This is a genomic window from Chromohalobacter beijerinckii (genome assembly GCF_023061185.1).
GTDB classification, from domain to species: Bacteria; Pseudomonadota; Gammaproteobacteria; order Pseudomonadales; family Halomonadaceae; genus Chromohalobacter; species Chromohalobacter beijerinckii.
The window spans coordinates 127,635-146,732 of record NZ_JAKGAK010000005.1; the positions used below are offsets into that span (position 1 = coordinate 127,635).

Here is a 19,098-nt window from a genome sequence, read left to right on the forward strand (position 1 = left end):
TTTGCGCTCGGGAGAAACTGCCAGATTCCGCCGCCCCGCCCACCTCTAGGCCCTGGACACGAAAAACCCCCGACCGAGGCCGGGGGTGTTCACTCGATGAGGGAGCCGGAGCCCCCTCAAAGGGTGCAGGTCAGAAGACCTTAGGCAACGCTGACATAGCCGCTATCGAGGCTTAGGTCATCAACGTTGACACCGGTCAGAGTGACTTCGGTCAGGTCTTCGCTGGCGGAAGAGCCATTACCGGCAAAGGCCTTGTCTTCGAAGGTCAGTACGGCATCGGCACCATCCTGCTGGAAGAAGACTTCCATCGTGGACACGTCACCCTGCTCCTCAGTGAAGTCGGCGTCTGCAGCCAGATCAACGCGAGTGAAGCTGTCGCCCACATAGATCTGGTCTTCGCCGGCCGCACCGAACTGGTCAGTACTTGTGTCGTCACCAGCGCTGAAGATGAACAGATCGTCTTCGGCCGTACCTGTTCCACCTAGATCCACCAGGTTGACGCCAAAGCCGCCATCGGCCTCATCGTCGGTCAGGTTAGCTTCGGCTTCATCACGCGCTTCTACAAAAGCATCTTTCTGGTCGACAACTTCTTGAGCTGCATCACGATCAGCGATCAATTCTTCACGCTCTTCAACGATACCTTCAATTGTCTCGATGGTTGCTTCGGCATCAAAAATATCGGTTACCACTGTTTCTACAGTAGCGTCGGTTGTGGCATCAGTATCAGCATCGTCCTGAACAACATTACCGTCTGAATCAACCGCAGTGAAAGTTACTGACTGAGAGAAGCCGATAGACCCATCGCCAGCGATCAAGCCAGACACATCGGCTTCGAAACCGGCCACATCGTCAGACTGAGCTTCAGCCGCGGCTTCAAGGTCTGCCTGCACGTCTGCAGTCAGTTCAACGGCTTCCTCAAGAGCTGAGGTGAGGTTGGTGTTAGTGGTGTTGGCTGCAGCTATGGCATTCGAATAATCCTGCACAGAAGTCAGCAGAGCATCGATGCCATCATAGTCTTCGGCGCCTTCGGAAATGACGAGATCACCATCTTCATTCACTTCGATCAGGTCCTGACCAGCGCCATCGCTAACAAGAATATTGTCAGCCGGGACGTCAGCGTCGTATTCAGCGGGAAGCGTGTTGTCCAGATCTTCGGTCAGTGTCAGGTCGCCATTGGCCACCTGGAACTTGGCAATCTCAGCTTCCGCTGCAGTATCAGCATCACCTTGTGCCTCGACTGCAGCCACGTTGGCGTCTTCAGCAGTCTTCAAAGCACTGATAGCAGTGGAGAGACCTTCGACTTCGTCAGCGGCGGCATTGTTTTCAGCCAGGGTATCCTGAGCATCCTGAAGCTTAGCCTTCAGAACGTTGAGCGTGTCCTCGTTATAATCGGCAACGCCAGGAGTAGCAATGTGAGTATCCAGCTCACCCTGCTCGGTAGTCAGCTCAGCATCCACAGCGTCAGTGTCTTCGTATTCACCAGCTTCGAGGAAATCGGCCAGATTGCTCTCTGCGGTCTGCAGGGTCTCCAGCGCTTCAGTGAGGTCTGAAGCTGCGGCCGGGGTCGCTTCCAGGCCTTCGTCCTGGCCGAACTGGTTGAAGTGCTCCAGCGGGCTCAGGCCGTTGTCTGCGAACGCCTGCGCGACGTCTTCGACGGTCCAGTCAGCGTACTGCTCGCTGTCCTGCTCCTGCAGCTGGCCCAGCTTGGCGCTCAGGTATGCCTGAGTGTCGAATTCAGCGCTGGGGTTCAGACCTTCTGCGGCACCGTACTGCTCATAGTGCTCTTCAGCGGTCAGGCCGTTTTCGTTGAAGGACAAAGCGACGTCGGCGACAGACCAGTCAGCGTACTGCTCGCTGTCCTGCTCCTGCAGCTGATTGAGCTTTTGTTCGTAATAATAGTTAGCGTCGAAAGAAATATCAGCCATTTCGGCATTCTCCTTGCATATGCAAATGTTGCCACTTTGCGGTAAGCCACCGCCTATTGGATCCAGTTCAGCTTCGAACCTTCTGCGCAATGCCGCCCGCAGACGCTACTGTGGTTCGATCCTGCCGATCTGCGCAGATCGACAAGAAGTGCCTAACAAGGAAGATCCTAGTGTTGACCACTTTACTAGGTCCGTTCCCCTGGGTGAGAACTTGGAACAGTCATTTGCCTGAACTGACAGTAGCTAACAGCACACGACATACCTGACTGTTCTCACCTCACGTGGATGCTAGAGCCCGCTGACGCACTTTGCAAGCGCTAGTTAAAACAGGTTATCAAGCGCAATTCAGGGGTTTAAACCTCGCGACTCTTGTTAACAAGTTAGCATTCACTTACCCAAAAACGCTCGTCAGAAAAGAAAAAAAGAAACATTAGACACAAAAAAACAAGGGGGTACGGGAAGAAAATTCGCCCGTGACATCGGCGTGAAATCCGTCGACCTGCATCCGACACGTGCGATTGCACACAGGTGGGACGGCATGACGTGGCCTATCGGCCCTGCCGGTCACGCAGCGCAGTCATGGGCCGTTCGAAAACGGTATAGACAAAGGTCGCGATGCCGATGGCGAGCGCCAGGTAGAGGGCGGCCGCCACTGGCATGGGCAGGCGTTGCGCCAGGCCCGTGGCGCTCAGCAGGGGAATGACCAGGGAAAAGTGCACCAGGTACACCGAGTAGGACACAAGGCTGAGGTGTCGCACCCCCGCCTGCAGCCAGGCGCTCGGGGGGCGGTACACGTAGCTGGCCGGCAATAGCAGCGCCAGCCCCATGCCGGTGGTGGAGAACAGCAGGGTTTTATGCCCCAACGTCTCGAATCCCTGCCCGACGCCCGCCAGCAGCCAGAGAAGGTTGCTCAGCGTGAACATGGCACCCAGCGCGAGCCAGACCCGCCAACGAGCGATCATGCGGGCGGCGTGGTAGTGCATCAGGTAGGCCATGAGCGCGCCCCAGGCCACGGCGTCCAGCCGTAGCGCGACGACCTTGCGCACGCCGGCGTCCCAGTTGGGGTCGAACGCCCACACGACGCCGAAACGCGCCACCAGCGCGAGGGCTAGTATCGTCAATAGCGCGATCAGCAATGCCCTCGGGCGTGCGCCCAGGCAGCGCACGCCCAGCCACAGCACCACGGGCAACAGCAGGTACGACCACTCCTCCACCGCCAGGCTCCAAGATTCCGGCATCACGGCACCGGGCGGCCAAGCCAGGTTCTGCATGAACAGAAAATGGCCCCACTGCCAGGCGGGGGGGCCGAACCAGTCGCCGAAGAGGGTGAGGTTGAGCAGCAGGAAAAGGTAGTAATTGGGCAGGGTGCGCCACCAGCGCCGCTGCCAGAAGGCGAGGATATCTCGGGCATGGGGGCGAAAGCCGTGCCTTTCGAACAAGCGCAGCAACAGCCCCCCGATCAGAAAGCCACTGAGGACGAAGAAGAGCTCCACCCCGAAGTAGCCTCCCACGTAGAGCACTGTGGTGCTCCATATCCGCGGGAGCTGGGGAAACAGCAAGGTGCCATGCCCGACGAGCACGAGCCCGATGGCGACCGCACGGACCAGGTCCAGTCCAGCGTTGCGACCACGATTAGAGGAACGCGGTGGCATCACGCCCTGGGCTCAGCCGCGCCGCCACCGCGCCGCCAGGCGACGCAGCGGTTGCGTCACCCGCCAACTGCGCGAGTTGACGATATGCCCGAGCTGACGTTTGAGGTCGTCACGTTCATGCTCGTACGCTTCGATAATGCGGTCGCGCTCTGCCAGTGCGGCATCGCGCTCGACGATCAGTGCTTCGCGGTGTTCGAGAAGCTCATGGCGCTTGAGCGAGGTGGCCTCGGCCTGGCGCAAGGCGCTTTCATTCTCGATGCGTTGGCCCAGCTGGGAGAACATGCCACGCACCAGCTCCGGCGATGCTTGATAATGGCGTTGCATGGCCATTACCTCCTCACCGATCTCGCTGCCCACGAGCAGGACGCCGAGGCCGTTGGAGTGGTCGAAGCGCAGGTTGGGGTAATGCTCGCTGAGTTCGTCCCACAAGCGCCACACACCGAAGCCGCGCTCGCGTACGTTGGTGTCATGGAAAAGCACGATGGCGCGCGAGGAAAGCTTGGGCAACCAGCTCTCGAAGTCGTGCTTGACGGCCTCGTAGGTGTGCAGGCCATCGATGTGCAGCAGGTCGACACTGCCCTCATCGAAATAGTCGAGGGCCTCGTCGAAGGTCATGCGCAACAGCCGCGAAAAGCTCGTGTAACGGCTATCGTGGTAGGTGCTGAATTCGTCGAAGATGCTGTCGTCGTAGTAGCCGGCGTGTTCATCGCCGGCCCAGGTGTCTACGGCGTAACAGCGCGTGTCCAGCCCCTTGGTTTGTACGGTCTGGCAGAAGGCCCCGTAGGAAAAGCCCGTGTGAGTGCCCAGCTCGACGAGAATGCGCGGGCGGTGTTTGGCTACCAGCCAGGCACCGAAGGGCACGTGCCCCGCCCAACTGGCGGGCTGCACCACACGTTGCGGCTCGATCAGGATATCGGGGTCGATGGGCATGGTGGGCTGAGTCATGTCGCGGTATTCCTTGTCAGTGGCCGCAGGCCGATATGGCGCATGGGGACGCCGACCAGGCCGGTCGCGACCGAGCTGGTATGGGAGGTCAGGATCAGGGCATCGTGCAACCAATGGTGCTGCACATGATCGTGCTGACTGCCCTCGGCCAGCGCGACGCAAAGGCTGTACTGACCCATGGGCAGGATTGGAAGGCGAAACTGGAAGGTCGCTTCGCAACGCTCGCCAGCCGCCAGGGTGAACGACTCGGTGCCCAGGAAGGTGTTATCGCCGAACAGGGTCTGGCCCAGGCGGTCCTTGACGAAGAACCCGATGATGGGCCCGGTCAACGCGCGTTTCGCCTGCGCGCTGACGCGCAGGCAGACGGCCTCCCCGCCCACGCACCAGGAGAGTGGCTTGTTGCGCTCGTCGGTCAGGGTGACGGCGTCGATGTAGCCACCGCCCTCGCCGAAGGAGGCGGTCTCGGGGTCAAAGCGCGCTATCTGCACGTCATTGCGCCATGCTGAGTTCAACAGCAAGTCGCGGCGCATGTCGTGGAAATCGTCGTCTGCCGTGGGAGCCGGCGATTCACCGGGCGCCGGGGGCACGGTGGGGTCATCGGCGGCATCGGGCGCGCTCGTCGCGTCCGGCGTGGCGTCGTCTTCGGTGGACTCCAGCCGCACGGCCTCACCACCGGGGGTGTTGGCTTCGTATTGCGCCTCCAGGTAGCTTTCGGTGACGCGCTTGGGCTCCCCTTCCATCATGACCTGGCCGTGTTCCAGCCAGACGGCGTGGTTGCACAGGTTGGTGATGGCGCCGCTGTCGTGGCTGACGAACAAGACGGTGCCGCTTTGCATGAAGCGGCGTAAAAAGCGCATGCATTTCTGGACGAAGAAGGCGTCCCCCACCGCGAGGGCTTCGTCGATGATCAGTATGTCGGCGTCGACATGGGCGATCACCGCAAACGCCAGACGCACCATCATGCCGCTGGAATAGGTCTTGACCGGCTGCTCGATAAAGTCGCCGATGTCCGCAAAAGCGAGGATATCAGCGTAGCGCGCGTCGACTTCTTCCTGACTGAGCCCGAGGATGGCGGCATAGAGGTAGACGTTCTCGCGGCCGCTGAACTCGGGGTTGAAGCCCGACCCGAGTTCCAGCAGCGCCGCCACCCGGCCATGCGTGCGCACCTCGCCCGAAGAGGGCGTGAGCGTGCCACAGACGATTTGCAGGAGTGTTGACTTACCGGAGCCGTTGCGGCCGATGACCCCCACTGTCTGTCCGCGCCGCACGGTGAGCGAAACGTTGTCGAGCGCGCGGAACTCAGTGAAATAACGCCGCTGGGGGCGTCCCACCAGGCGCTGAAGACGGGGCATTATCGACTGCTTGAGGCGATCCACGGGCGCATTGTAGACGTGGTAGTCCTTGGTGACGCCTTCGATCTGGATGGCGATATCAGAGCACATCGGCGAACCCCTTGCGCATTTTCTGGAAGGCGACGAACCCTGCCCAGCAGAATAGCGTCGCGCCTACCAGGTAGAGGCCCAAGGCGCTCCAGTCGGGTGCCTGCCCCCAGAGCAGCACGGCCCGGGACTCACCGATGATCAACGTCAATGGATTGGCCATGATCAGCGGATGATAAGCGGGCGGTAGTGTGTCGATAGGGAAAAAGATGGGCGACAGGAAAAGCAGCACGGTAGTGATGATACCCATCAATTGGCCGATGTCGCGCACATAGACGCCTAGCGCCGCCAGCCCCCAGGAGCAGCCCAGCGCCAGGGGGATCATCGGCAGCAACACGAGCGGGAACAAGAGCATGGTGGCATGCAGCTCGACGGAAAGCGCCAGCATGGCCAGTATCAACACCAGCACGCTGATCAATAGATGGAACAGCGCCGAGCCCAGGGTAATGATGGGCAGCAGTTCTAAAGGAAAGACGACTTTCTTCACGTAGTTCACTTGCGAGATGACGGTGTTCGGCGACCGGTTGAGGACTTCGCCCAACAACCCATGGATCAGCAGGCCTACAAACAACACGATGGCGAAGACCGTGCGGGATTCACCGGTGCCTACGTCCCACTTCGCCTTGAAGACGACGGAAAATACAAACGTATAAACAAAGAGCATGAGCAGCGGGTGCAAGAAAGACCACATCAGGCCCATGAGCGAGCCTCGGTAGCGGCCTGCGATATCCCGCCAGATCATCTTTTGTATCAGATACTTGTTCCGCCACACCACACGCGCGAGATGCACGGGCGAGGCAGAATTAGGTGAGTGTGGGTTCATTGCATCCTTGACATACTAATATCCAGAGGGCCGCGCCTGAAGCGTCGGAACCAGACCTGAGACAAGTTCTCGCTTGTCGCACGGGCGCAGGGGATTGTAGATGAGACGAGAGGGGGGCACAATTCAGCGGTCGAGTGGCCGGCAAGGATGCACCGGATGCTCGACGCAGTGCGATGCATGCGATACGTTACCCCATTTTTTCGCTTGCCAGTGGCTCTCTCGCCACGCTCGCCGACGCCATCCCAAGCCTTCGGCCCCGATAGCGTGGTACGTATCCGGTCCATCATTGCAGGGCAAGTTTTCTCGCGCTCATCACACTCGACTATCACGATAGGCAACAACACTTTCAGGACAACAAGTGGTTGACATGACTCCCCCCCGGCCAGCCTCCCAGGACACCTGTAACACGGAGGTTATGCGTGCCGAGCTTTATACGACCCAACAGCAACTCAAGCAGCTAGAACAGGAACGCGACACCTTGTCTCGGGAGTTGGCTGCCATTCATCGGTCTCGCTCCTGGCGCCTGACACGTCCCATGCGTCAGGCCGGCGACCAGGCGCGTCGTCTGCGCACCCTGCTCAAGCGTCCTGCCTCGTCCTCCCCGCTGGTACTAACCACGCCGGCCCAGGCGACCCGGAGCCAACCGGAAGCGCCTATTGATGTCATCGTGCCGGTCTACAAAGGATTGGAGGAAACCCAGGCGTGCTTGGAGAGTGTCTGGCGCTCGACGCCCACCCAGCCCTACCGCTTGGTGGTCATCAATGATGCCAGCCCCGAGCCGGAGGTCAGCGAGTGGCTGCGGGAGGCGGCCGCCGAGCATGACGACATGCTACTGCTCGAGAACCCGGAGAACCTAGGCTTCGTGGGGACGGTCAATCGTGGCATGGCGCTATCTCCCAATGCCGACGTGGTGTTGCTCAACAGCGATGCCGAAGTCGCCAATGATTGGCTGGACCGGCTGACCCGTGCGGCATACCAGGAGAACAAGTACCCAGCCGGCACAGTGACCCCCTTCTCTAATAATGCAACGATTTGTAGTTATCCGCGTTTTTGTGAGGATAACGAGTTACCGCCCGGTTACGATCTACCCCGCCTGGACCGCCTGTTCGCCGAGGTGAATGCCGGTCAGACGGTCGACATCCCGACGGGAATCGGCTTTTGTATGTACATTCGGCGCGATTGCCTGGACGCCATCGGATTGTTCGACGAGGCGCATTTCGGCAAAGGGTACGGCGAGGAAAACGATTTCTGCATGCGCGCCCTCAAGAGCGGCTGGCGCAATGTGCATGCGCTGGATGTCTTCGCTTGGCACAAGGGCAGCGTCAGCTTCGGCGCCAGCAACAACGAGCGCATGGCCAAGGCCCTTCGGGTACTGCATGAGCTGCATCCGGACTTCGATACGCACGTTCACCGCTTCATCGCCCGCGATCCGGCCCGTGAAGCCAGGCGCATCGTGGATATGAGCCGCATTCGCCGCGACTCCCGTCCGCTGGTACTTTTCGTCAGCCATCAGCGGGGCGGCGGCGTCGATCTGCATTGCCGGGAGTTGGCCCACCATTTCGCCGCCGAGGCCCAGTTCCTCTCGCTCAAGCCGGCGCGCGAGCATTTCGTCAGCCTGAGCTTGCTGGATAACGCAGAAGGCTTTGAGACTTGGTTCCGCCTGCCAGACGAGCAGTCGCAGTTATTGTCGGCATTGCAGGCGCTGGGCGTCCAGATGGTGCATTTCCATCATACTCTGGGGCATGACGATTGGGTCACGCAGCTGCCCGCACTCCTTGACGTGCCACAGGTGGTGACACTGCACGACTATTATGCCCTCTGCCGCAGCATTACGTTGACCGATGCGGAGGGACGCTATCGCGAGCCTCCGGTAGAGACCTCGGCCCAGGCGACATCAGCGAGCGACACGGACCAGGTGACGCGGGAATGGCGCGCACGCCATCGCGACTGGCTATCTCGCAGCTGTCATATCATCGCGCCGAGCCAGGACACCGCCGAGCGTTTTCGCAAATACTATCCGGACCTTGCCATCCAGGCAGTCTCGCCTCTGGACAATCTCGCGGCCAGCCAACGTCCTCCGGTCATGGCCGCGAGAGAGAACGGAGACCCCCTGCGCATCGCCGTGCTCGGCGCGTTGTCGAAAGAAAAAGGCGCCGATCTGCTGGAGGACGTCGCCAAGGCAGCCCAAGGCGCAGATACTCCGCTGCACTTTCGCCTTTTCGGCTACGCGTACCGCAACCTGAGCACCGGTTCTACGCTTTCCGTCACCGGGCCTTATGAGCAGGACCAGCTTGCCGAGCTGCTCACGGCATGGTCGCCGCACGTGGTGTGGTTTCCCTCTCAATGCCCGGAAACCTACAGCTATACATTGAGCGTATGTCTGGCGCTGGGGCTTCCGGTGGTGTCGACGGATCTCGGGGCGATTCCCGAACGCATCGGTGGGCGTCCCTATTCCTGGGTACTCCCTTACGACACGACGCCAGACGCTTGGTGCGACTGGTTCACGCGTTTAGCCGAGTCTACTCCCGAACCCAATGTCGCCAGCCGCCCCGTCGCCGAGTCTGCGGATGCCTTCTATCGGCGGGCGTATTTACCGGCGTTCCGTCAACGCGATGCGAGCGTGCCGCTGCCCTCGCCAGGCTCGTTACGGCTTCAAGACCCCTTGCATGAACACTCGTCCGCTCGGGCACGACAAACACTCGTCGATGTTCTGTACCGGCTGAGGCAGTCGGCCTTTCTGCAGCCTATCGTCAAGCTCATCCCGACGCGCCTGCAACGGCGGGTCAAGACACTGCTTTTGCGCGAGTCCGGCTGAGCGATGCAACCTGACGGCAATATTGCCCGTTCACCAGAAGGCGACGAGACGCCTGCCTCCGTGGCGATCTGCGTGCCGACGCTCAACGCGGGTGCCTTGTGGCAAGAATGGTTGACGCGGGCGCGCCCCACCCTCGCCCACGTGCCCGTGCTGGTCGTCGACTCAAGCTCCGACGACGACACGGCGGCTTTGGCCAGGCAGGCCGGTTGCCGCGTCGAGGTCATCGCACGGGCGGACTTCGATCATGGCGGCACGCGGGACTGGGCCCTGCACCAACTCGCGCAGTGCGAGGTCGTGGTGTTTCTCACCCAGGATGCGCTGCTGGCCTCGCCGGAGGCCATCGACCGCTTGCTCGCGGCGTTCGATGACCCCAACGTGGGCGCGGCCTATGGACGCCAGTTGCCGCATCACGATGCCTCCCCTATTGCCGCGCACGCGCGGCTGTTCAACTATCCCGCCCGTGACCATCGCGTCACCCCGGCAGACATGACGCGCTGGGGCATCAAGGCGGCGTTCTTGTCCAATTCATTTGCCGCCTACCGGCGCCAGGCCTTGCTCGATGCGGGTGGGTTCCCGCACGGCGCGATCCTGAGCGAGGACATGGTGGCGGGCGCGCGGTTGCTCCAGGCGGGGTGGCACCTGGCGTATTGCGCCCAGGCGTGCGTGCAGCATTCGCACAATTATTCCTGGGGCCAGGAGTTTCGCCGCTATTTCGATATCGGGGTGCTGCATGCCCGCGAACGGTGGATACTCGAGATGACGGGTAACGCCGAGCGTGAGGGCCAGCGCTTCGTGGTATCGGAGCTGCGGTATCTGGCGCGTCATGCACCGTGGGCGATCCCCGGGGCGTTCATCCGCAACGCGCTCAAGTATCTGGGCTACCGGCTAGGAAGGCACGAGCGCTCGCTACCGTTGCGCCTCAAGCGCCGCCTTTCCATGAATCGCGGTTATTGGGCCATCGAGCGCTAGCGGCCCGCCGTCACGGCTGGTGGTTGAAGAAGCCTCGCTTGAAGGTCATCGCCAGGATCTTGAGGTCCAGCCCGAGCGACCAATTATTGATGTAAAAGAGGTCGTAATTGACGCGCTTTTCCATGTCGCGCAGTTCACGCGTCTCGCCGCGCAGGCCGTTGACTTGCGCCCAGCCGGTCATGCCTGGCTTGACGCGGTGACGCTGCATGTAATCGGCGATGACGTCTTTGTAGTAGACGTTATGGTCCATAGCGTGGGGACGCGGCCCGACGAGCGACATGCGCCCTTGTAGCACGTTGTAGAGCTGCGGTAGCTCGTCCAGGCTGGTGCGACGCAAGAAATGCCCCAGCGATGTGATACGAGGGTCGCTGCGCTGCGCTTGCTGCAGGCAAGGAGCAGCAGTGTGCGCTCGCATGGTGCGGAATTTATAGATGCGAAAGCGTTTGCCGTCGAGCCCGTGCCGGTGCTGCTTGAAGAGAACCGGGCGTCCCATGTTGCAGGCGACCAAGAGCGCTATGAGCAGCATGATAGGGAAAAACCCGACAAACAAAAGCCCGCCCAGCACCCGGTCCTCAATGTTCTTGACGATGCGCGAGGCGCCATCCAGCGGGCTGTAGTTCAAGTCCAACGAGAACAGGTCGGCGACCTGCGTCATGCGGTGGTTGAGCAGGCGCACATCCGTCAGGTCGGGGAAATAGCGGACATCCACCGGGAGCGCAATCAGTTGTTCGGCGATGCATTTGACGGTGTCGCCCTGGGAGAGCGGCAGGCTCAGCCAGATTTCATGAAAATCTCGCTTGAAGGTGGCTTCATTGACGAGCGACTCGATCCGTCCGGGCAGCGACTGGGGGTCGTCAACCAGGATCGTGCGCTGCACACGATAGCCGATATACCGCATGCTCGTCAGATGCGATTGAATACGCTCGACATTGCTCGGCGTGCCGATGACCACCACGCACTTGAGGTTGCGCCCCGCCGCGCGCAGGCGACGCAGATAGTGGTAGAGAGCCCCCCGCAACACAAGCCCTACGCCGGCAACCCCCACCGCCGATATCGCCATCCACAACCGGGAGAAGGTGTGGGTGCTTTTGGTCATGACCAGAAACAGCGACACGATGACGATAGTGGTCAGCCAGCTCAGCAGATAGACGCCAAACATGGAAAACAGGCTACGCCCACGCCATGGCCGGTAGAGACCGAAGAGCTCGCCCATGGCGGGCAGCAATAGCGAGCCGACAAGAATCAACAGCGGATACTCGATGCCCTCGCGATAGGCAAGCGAGGGCATGAGCAGAAAGGCCAGCCAAGACACGCCCATGGCGATGCCGGCATCGAAACACCGCATCGCCATGCGCAGCATATCGCTACCGCTTGTTCTCGGGGTCATTGACATCCTTGCCCGTGATACGACCGAGAAGCGCCATGGCATCCACCAGATCGGGGGTTCCCAGATCGCCCACCGCCGCTTGTAGGTTGAGGTCGTCGAGCAGGTACTGACGCAAGGCTTCGACGAACTGAATCCTCAGATCATACAACTCGGCGCGGGCATCGAGAACATCTACCAGGTCGCGCAGGCCCAATTGTTCGCCTTTTTCGGCCGCTTCCAGGAACAAACGGCTGGACTGGATGGACTGCTGCAGCGCTTCGAGCTGACGCACGCCGCCCTGCAGGCTGCGCAGGCGCTTGCGCGCTTCCTGGCGCGCCAGGTTGAGCTCGTTGGTCACAGCGGCTTGCCTGGCCTTGGCGGTCAGCTCGCCCTGGCGCACGTCCGCCGAGGTGTAGCCGCCCTGGTAGATGGGCACCGAGAGTTGCAGCGAGGCCGAGGCGTCCTGGCTTTCGCGGAAGGGATCGTTGGAGGCGCGATCGGAGTAGCTGACGTTGAGATTGAGCTCCGGATAGTGGCCGGCACTGCGCACGCCGGTGTCGACCTGGGCGGCGCGGCGCTGCGCACGCGCCAGTTTGACCTGGAGGTTGGTCTTGGCACGCTCCAGCCAGGTGTCGGTGTCATCCCAGGCGGCGTCGACATCGGCCTGGGTCAGGTCGCCCAGCGTTGGCGCACCGAAATCAGGTAGTCGCCCGGTCAGGCGCTGCAGGTCGCTCCGGGCGTTGGAAAGCTCGTTCTCGGCCTTGACCTGGTCGGCGATGGCTTGGTCGAGGCGCGACTGAGCCTCGAGCACGTTGATGCGATCCCCCACGCCAAGATCATAGGAACGCTGCGCTTGCCGGCTCTTGGCCTTCAAGGATTCACGCTTGGAATCGAGAAGTCCCAGCTTGCGCGAGGCGAGAAAGGCATTCAGGTAAGCCTCGGCGACCTTCAGTGCCAGGTCACGTTCGCCTACCGCCAGCTTGAACTCGCTGGCTTCGACCTGGGCCTCGGCTTTGTCGACCTGGCGCCAGCGCTCCACGCTGAACAGCGGCTGCGTCAGCTGTACTTGCCAGACCGTGTCCTTGGTGCGGCCTTGATAGCGCGCCTCATAGTCCGGATTGACGCGCTCGTTTCCGGGATCGTAGCTGGGGTTATCGGTGTAGTAGTTCTCCGACTCTTGATAGTTGTAGCTGGCGCTCGCCTCGAGCTGGGGCAATAATCCGGCCTGAGCCTTGGGGATATCTTGCCGGGTGGCTTCGAGCTGGTAGCGCTGCTGGGACAGATCGGCATCGTGACGTAACGCCTGCTCGAACAGCCCCGGCAGCGAGGGCAGCACAGGGCTACTCTCGGTGTCCATTGGCGCCGGCGAGGTAGTCCCGCCGGTGGGAAGGGTGTCGCTGGCGTTGTCGTACGCGGAAAGATCGGGCAGCGTGCGCCCTTCTTCCTGTGCCAGCGCCGAGTGATTCAGCATGACACCCAAAGCTAACGGTAGTAGGCAGTGCCGAACGCGCATCATTCCTCCCGCATCGCACGTGACAGCATATCGGTAATCGGCTTGGCGATATAACTGGCGAATGTGCGCTCTCCGGTCTTGATTAATACTTCCGCAGGCATGCCGGCGAGCAGCTGCATACTGTCGGTCATATCCTCGCGTCCAGCATCGGTGACGCGTACGCGTGCCTTGTAGTACTTAGAGCCCGTCGCTTCGTCTTCGAAGGTGTCGGCCGACACATTGGCAACTTCGCCTTTAATGACGTTGGTCAGGCGCTGGTTGAAGGCGCTGAAGCGAATCTCGGCTTCCTGACCTTTGTAGATGTTGTCGATGTCGCGGTCGGGCACGCGGGCCTCGACGACGAAGCCGTCGTTGCTGGGCACGACATTCATGATGGGGTCGCCCGAGCGGACCACGGCGCCAATGGTATGTACCTTCATGCCGACCACGGTGCCGGAAACCGGCGACGTGATGGTGGTACGCTTGACCTGGTCGCTCAATGCGGTGATGCGCTCCTCGGCGTCGGCGATCTGAGACTGCGCCTGGCGTAGCTGCTCGCCGATTTCCTTTTGATATTCCTGACGTTTTACTTGCTTCTGCACCTTGTTTTCGCTGATTTGCGACTTCAAGCGCGCGATCTCGGACTTATGCTGGGCGTTCTGGCCCTGGTATTCGAGAATCTGGCGTTCCAGCTCACGTAACCGCTGGTTGTCACCCAAGCCTTCCTTGAACAGCGAACGAAAGTCCGCGGCTTCTTCCTTCAGGGACGTAATGCGCTGCCGGTTGATACCGATCTGTTGTTCGAGCCCGTCGATTTGGCCGCGCATTTGTTCGATCTGTTCATCGAGCCCTTCCAGTGTGCCTTGCTGAGCTTGGCGCCGCGCGGCGAACAGCGCCCGCTGCACGCCGACTACTTCTTGTACGCGCGGGGTATCGGCCTCGACGAGTTCCTTGGGGAAACTGAGGGTGTCGTTGCCGGCTTGCTCGGCGAGCAAGCGAACCTCGGCGGCGCGGTTGATCAGGTATTGCGACTTGGCGATCGATAGTTGCGACTGGGCCTGGGTCTTGTCGAGCACGATCAGGGTATCGCCCGCTTCAACGTGGTCGCCGTCGGAGACAGGCAGCTTACTGACGATGCCCCCTTCGTAATGTTGGATCGTCTTCTTGAAGGACTCGACCGAGACCGAGCCGGGGGCGACGACCGCGACGGCGAGCTCGGCCCACATGGCCCAGCCGCCGAAGCCGCCCAGGGCCACCAGCAGGATGAGTACACCCAGACGTCGATGGCGTTTGTCGCTGGTCGGGGGGTGCTGCTGCGCGACGGTGCTTTCACCTTCATAGGTTTCGGGCGAGGCGGCGCGACGCTCGGATGCCGTTTGAATCTCTTGGGAGGAGTCTTTCTCCGCCATGTTACGCCTCCGGCGTGGAATCGTTGCGACGTGGAGCGGGCTGGGTTCCCTGCGAGGCGTGGACGGCTTTCAAACGAGCGTTACTGTCCTGCCCCTGCTTGTTACCCTTTTGGGCAAAGCGCGCCATGACCTGATCGCGTGGGCCGAACATGCTGACCTGACCGTCCTTCAGCACTAACAGTTGATCGACGTGCTTGAGTACACTCTGGCGATGACTGATGACGAACAACGTGGCACCTTCTCGCTTGAGCGTTTCGATGGCTTGGCTGAGGGCGCGCTCGCCGTTGTCGTCGAGATTGGAGTTGGGCTCGTCAAGCACCACGAGGGCGGGGTCGTCATACAGGGCCCGCGCCAGGCCGACGCGCTGACGCTGACCACCGGAGAGTGCGCCGCTACTGGCATTGATGTAGGTGTCGTAGCCGTTGCCCAGTTGCAACACCATCTCGTGAACGCCGGCTTTCTTGGCTGCGGCGACGACCTTTTCGGGATCGACCTCGCCGAAGCGCGCGATGTTCTCGCTGATGGTGCCGTCGAAGAGCTCGATGTCCTGGGGCAGATAGCCAATGTAGGGGCCCAGTTCGTCCCGGTTCCACTGACTGATATCCGCACCGTCCAGGCGAACCGTGCCGACCTGCGACGGCCAGATCCCCAGCAAAACGCGTGCCAGGGTGGACTTGCCGGCGGCGCTGGGGCCAATGATACCGATGTGCTCACCCGGCGCGGTTTCGAAGTTGATGCCGCGAATCGTCGCCATACGCGCGCCTGGCGGCGCGGCGGCGACGCTTTCGATCGATAGCCGGCCTTCCGGCGCGGGCAGTGACATGCGGCGTTGCTCGGCGGGCACCTTCTCGAACAATTCGTTGAGGCGATGATAAGCGCTGCGCGCGCTGACAAAGCCCTTCCAGCTACCGATCATCTGGTCGATGGGGGACAAGGCACGGCCCATGAGGATCGAACCGGCGATCATCATGCCCGCCGTCAAGTCGCCTTCCAGAACCAGCAAGGCCCCCAGGCCCAGAATCAGCGACTGGAACATCATGCGCAGTACTTTGGAGATATTCGACAGCATGCCCGCGCGGTCGCTGGCTTGGGACTGCTTGGCCAGAAAATGGTGATGCTTGGCCGACCAGCGTCCCATGATGCCGGGCAGCATACCCATGGCATGCAATACTTCGGCATTGCGCAAGTTGGAGTTGGCCAGGTCCTGCGCTTTAATATTTTCGCTATTGGCTTCGGCGAGAAGCCCCTTGGTGGCTTTCTCGTTGGCGATGGCCAACGCGAGCAGAATCAGCGCCGCGATGGTGGCGAAAACACCGAACCAGACGTCGAACAGGAACAGCACCCCGATGAAAACCGGTGTCCAGGGCGCATCGAAAAAGGCAAACAAGCCATTGCCGGTCAGGAATTGACGTAAGTTGGTCAAGTCGCTGAGGGGTTGTGCCGTTTGTTGTCCGGCGGTCAACACGCCCCGGCGGAACATGGCCGTGTAGAGGCGTTCGTTGATTTGCGTATCCAGCCGGTTGCCGACGCGTACCAGAATACGCGAGCGGATGAACTCGAGCCCGCCCATGACACAGAATAGAAACACCACCACCAGGGTGAGCATCAGCAGGGTGTCTTCGCTCCGCGAGGAGATGACGCGGTCGTAGACCTGCAGCATGTAGAGCGGCGGCACCAGCATGAGCAAGTTGATGAACATGCTGAAGAAGCCCACCATGACAAACGAATGTCGACAGCTTTTAAGCGCCAACTGTAGATCGGTGGGTGACTGGGAAGACGCCATGTAACGACTCGCTTGGTATGAGGGATGAGGAAATTCAAGACGGCAATGTCGTCGGCACTAGGTCGCGCGACCGACGATGATGACAGCCGCATAGGGTAACAGATAATGTTCAACGGTTAGAAAGGATAAGGCAATGTAACAGGGCCATGCTCTCTTGATGAGAGCATGGCCCTGTTTGGTGAGGCATGGCGGTCAGCGCGATGCTATTACACCTTGCCGCTCAAGTCGTCTGAGACTCTGTTCAGCGATACACCGGCAACCGCGCGCAGACGGCTTCGACCTTGGCCTTGACGTCGGCCTCCGCCTGCGCGGTATCGCCCTGCTGCATGGCGTCGAGAATGTCGCAGATCCAGCCGGCAAGGTCAGCGCACTCACTCTCGCCGAAGCCGCGCGTGGTCACCGCCGGCGTGCCGATACGCAGCCCGGAGGTGACGAACGGGCTCTGCGGGTCGCCCGGCACGGCGTTCTTGTTGACGGTGATATGCGCGCGGCCCAGCGCGGCATCGGCGTCCTTGCCGGTCAGGCCTTGCTTGACCAGCGAGAGCAGGAAGAGATGATCCTCGGTGCCGCCGGAGACGACGTCATAGCCCCGCTCGATGAACACGCTGGCCATGGCCTTGGCGTTGATCACTACCTGCTGCTGGTAGGCCTTGAAGTCGGGCTCCATGGCTTCCTTGAAGCAGATTGCCTTGGCGGCGATGACATGCATCAACGGGCCGCCCTGCCCACCGGGGAAGACGGCGGATTGAAACTTCTTCTCGATCTCGGCGTCGTTTTCGGCGGAGAGAATCAAACCACCGCGCGGTCCGCGCAGGGTCTTGTGTGTGGTGGTGGTGACCACATGCGCATGAGGCAAGGGGCTGGGATAGACACCCGCCGCGACCAAACCCGCGATATGCGCCATGTCGACGAGCAGGTAGGCCCCCACCTCGTCGGCGATTTCACGGAACTTGGCCCAATCGATGATCTGCGAATAGGCCGAGAAACCGGCAATGATCATCTTCGGCTGGTGCTCGCGCGCCAGACTAGCGACCTGGTCGTAATCGATCAGGCCGTTATCGTCGAGGCCGTACTGCACAGCGTTGTAATGTTTGCCGGAGAAGTTCGGCTTGGCACCGTGGGTCAGGTGGCCACCCGCGTCGAGGCTCATGCCCAGTACGGTATCGCCGGGCTTGACCAACGCCTGAAACACAGCGCCGTTGGCCTGGGAACCGGAGTGCGGCTGAACGTTGGCGTAGCTCGCGTCGAATAGTTCCTTGGCGTAGTCGATGGCCATCTGCTCGACGACATCGACGTGCTCGCAGCCGCCGTAATAACGCTTGCCGGGGTAACCTTCCGCGTACTTGTTGGTCAGTTGCGTACCCTGCGCCTGCATGACGCGCGGGCTAGCATAGTTCTCGGAGGCGATCAGCTCGATGTGCGCTTCCTGACGGCCCACCTCCTGCTGCATGGCGTCCCACAGGGCATCATCGAAACCGGCAATCTGCATGTCACGGGTGAACATCGGCGAGAGTCCTCGAATCACGGAAGGTCTGCGCGGCGGGCGCCGCACGGGGTCAACGAAGCGCTATGATAGCGCAGCGCGCGATGCCTTTCATATGAAAGGCAGTCATCCGTCGCTGCATGATTTCTCATGGTCGCTTTAGGATCGCTCAAGCATGTACGCGATGACCAAAACCGCACGTGGCGATGAGTGAACTCATCTTCTGCACCTTGCCTTTGAACGCTACAGTGGCGCTGCTCGTCGGCAGTTCGTCGCCGAGTGGAAGGATTGCATGGGGCATGGATGCCCGCTTACCGACAATGCCCTGCAAGTTTGGTCCTCCCCGCCGAACGATCAAACGATCCTCGGCGGGGCTTCTTGCGTGCCCATTTCTATCGCGAATAAATTCGCTCCCACCAACCCCAGCTTTCTATCAGATGCAGAAGTCTCTCTCTAAGAGGCAGGCTCAACCTGCGCTCCTTTGTGGCAGGAGGCTATCGCTGAGAGAAAGGCTCAACCTGCGCCCTTGTGGGAGGGAACTTGTTCCCGATGGAACCTCGAGCCCCCCATCGCGAATAAATTCGCTCCCACCAACCCCAGCTTTCTATCAGATGCAGAAGTCTCTCTCTCTAAGAGGCAGGCTCGGCCTGCGCTCCTTTGTGGCAGGAGGTTATCTTTGAGAGACAGGCTCAACCTGCGTCCTTGTGGGAGGGAACTTGTTCCCGATGAAGCCTCGATCCACCCCAGCGCGAATAAATTCGCTCCCACCAACCCCAGCTCTCATCAGATGCAGAAGTCTCTCTCTGAGAGACAGGCTCGGCCTGCGCTCCTTTGTGGCAGGAGGCTATCTCTGAGAAGCAGGCCCGGCCTGCGCCCTTGTGGGAGGGAACTTGTTCCCGATGGAGCCTCGATCCACCCCAGCGCGAATAAATTCGCTCCCACCAACCCCAGCTTTCTATCAGATGCAGAAGTCTCTCTCTAAGAGGCAGGCTCAACC

Annotated in this window: 12 protein-coding genes; 2 read left to right on the top strand and 10 right to left on the bottom strand. The window is 60.8% G+C overall.

Annotation, left to right across the window (positions count from 1 at the left end; translation table 11 throughout):
- Positions 1–140: 140 nt before the first annotated feature.
- From L1075_RS06565 to L1075_RS06585, 5 genes are all read right to left on the bottom strand, one after another.
- Positions 141–1,925, bottom strand: coding sequence for a hypothetical protein (locus L1075_RS06565; protein ID WP_246940896.1), 1,785 nt, complete (start codon positions 1,923–1,925; stop codon positions 141–143).
- A 548-nt stretch (positions 1,926–2,473) separates the two neighbouring features.
- Complete coding sequence (locus tag L1075_RS06570; RefSeq protein WP_246940899.1) at positions 2,474–3,577, bottom strand: acyltransferase family protein; 1,104 nt, start codon at positions 3,575–3,577, stop codon at positions 2,474–2,476.
- 12 nt (positions 3,578–3,589) lie between these two features.
- Entirely contained in the window at positions 3,590–4,522 is a 933-nt protein-coding gene (locus L1075_RS06575; protein WP_246940902.1) for a class I SAM-dependent methyltransferase, read from the bottom strand.
- Positions 4,519–5,964 carry an ABC transporter ATP-binding protein gene (locus L1075_RS06580; RefSeq protein WP_246940905.1) on the bottom strand — a complete coding sequence of 482 codons (1,446 nt, stop codon included), beginning with the start codon at positions 5,962–5,964 and terminating at the stop codon, positions 4,519–4,521. The genes L1075_RS06575 and L1075_RS06580 overlap by 4 nt, the downstream gene beginning before the upstream one ends.
- Positions 5,954–6,784, bottom strand: coding sequence for an ABC transporter permease (locus L1075_RS06585; RefSeq protein ID WP_281504093.1), 831 nt, complete (start codon positions 6,782–6,784; stop codon positions 5,954–5,956). Before L1075_RS06585 ends, L1075_RS06580 begins: the two co-directional genes overlap by 11 nt.
- 367 nt (positions 6,785–7,151) lie before the next feature.
- On the opposite strand from L1075_RS06585, the gene L1075_RS06590 reads away from it, so the two are divergent.
- Positions 7,152–9,599 (top strand): glycosyltransferase, encoded by a 2,448-nt coding sequence (locus tag L1075_RS06590; RefSeq protein WP_246940910.1) that lies wholly within the window; start codon positions 7,152–7,154, stop codon positions 9,597–9,599.
- A gap of 3 nt (positions 9,600–9,602) precedes the next feature.
- Complete coding sequence (locus L1075_RS06595; RefSeq protein ID WP_246894060.1) at positions 9,603–10,568, top strand: glycosyltransferase family 2 protein; 966 nt, start codon at positions 9,603–9,605, stop codon at positions 10,566–10,568.
- 10 nt (positions 10,569–10,578) lie between these two features.
- Here L1075_RS06595 and L1075_RS06600 read toward each other — a convergent pair whose 3' ends face one another.
- The 5 genes from L1075_RS06600 to glyA form a co-directional block, all read right to left on the bottom strand.
- Positions 10,579–11,955, bottom strand: a complete 1,377-nt coding sequence (locus L1075_RS06600) for an undecaprenyl-phosphate glucose phosphotransferase (protein ID WP_246940913.1) — start codon at positions 11,953–11,955, stop codon at positions 10,579–10,581.
- Positions 11,933–13,447, bottom strand: coding sequence for a TolC family outer membrane protein (locus L1075_RS06605; RefSeq protein ID WP_246940916.1), 1,515 nt, complete (start codon positions 13,445–13,447; stop codon positions 11,933–11,935). The genes L1075_RS06600 and L1075_RS06605 overlap by 23 nt, the downstream gene beginning before the upstream one ends.
- Positions 13,447–14,835 carry an HlyD family type I secretion periplasmic adaptor subunit gene (locus L1075_RS06610; RefSeq protein ID WP_246940918.1) on the bottom strand — a complete coding sequence of 463 codons (1,389 nt, stop codon included), beginning with the start codon at positions 14,833–14,835 and terminating at the stop codon, positions 13,447–13,449. Before L1075_RS06610 ends, L1075_RS06605 begins: the two co-directional genes overlap by 1 nt.
- A 1-nt stretch (position 14,836) precedes the next feature.
- Entirely contained in the window at positions 14,837–16,618 is a 1,782-nt protein-coding gene (locus L1075_RS06615) for a type I secretion system permease/ATPase (RefSeq protein ID WP_246940921.1), read from the bottom strand.
- A gap of 241 nt (positions 16,619–16,859) precedes the next feature.
- Positions 16,860–18,122 carry a serine hydroxymethyltransferase gene (gene glyA, locus L1075_RS06620; RefSeq protein WP_075370508.1) on the bottom strand — a complete coding sequence of 421 codons (1,263 nt, stop codon included), beginning with the start codon at positions 18,120–18,122 and terminating at the stop codon, positions 16,860–16,862.
- Positions 18,123–19,098: the final 976 nt, after the last annotated feature.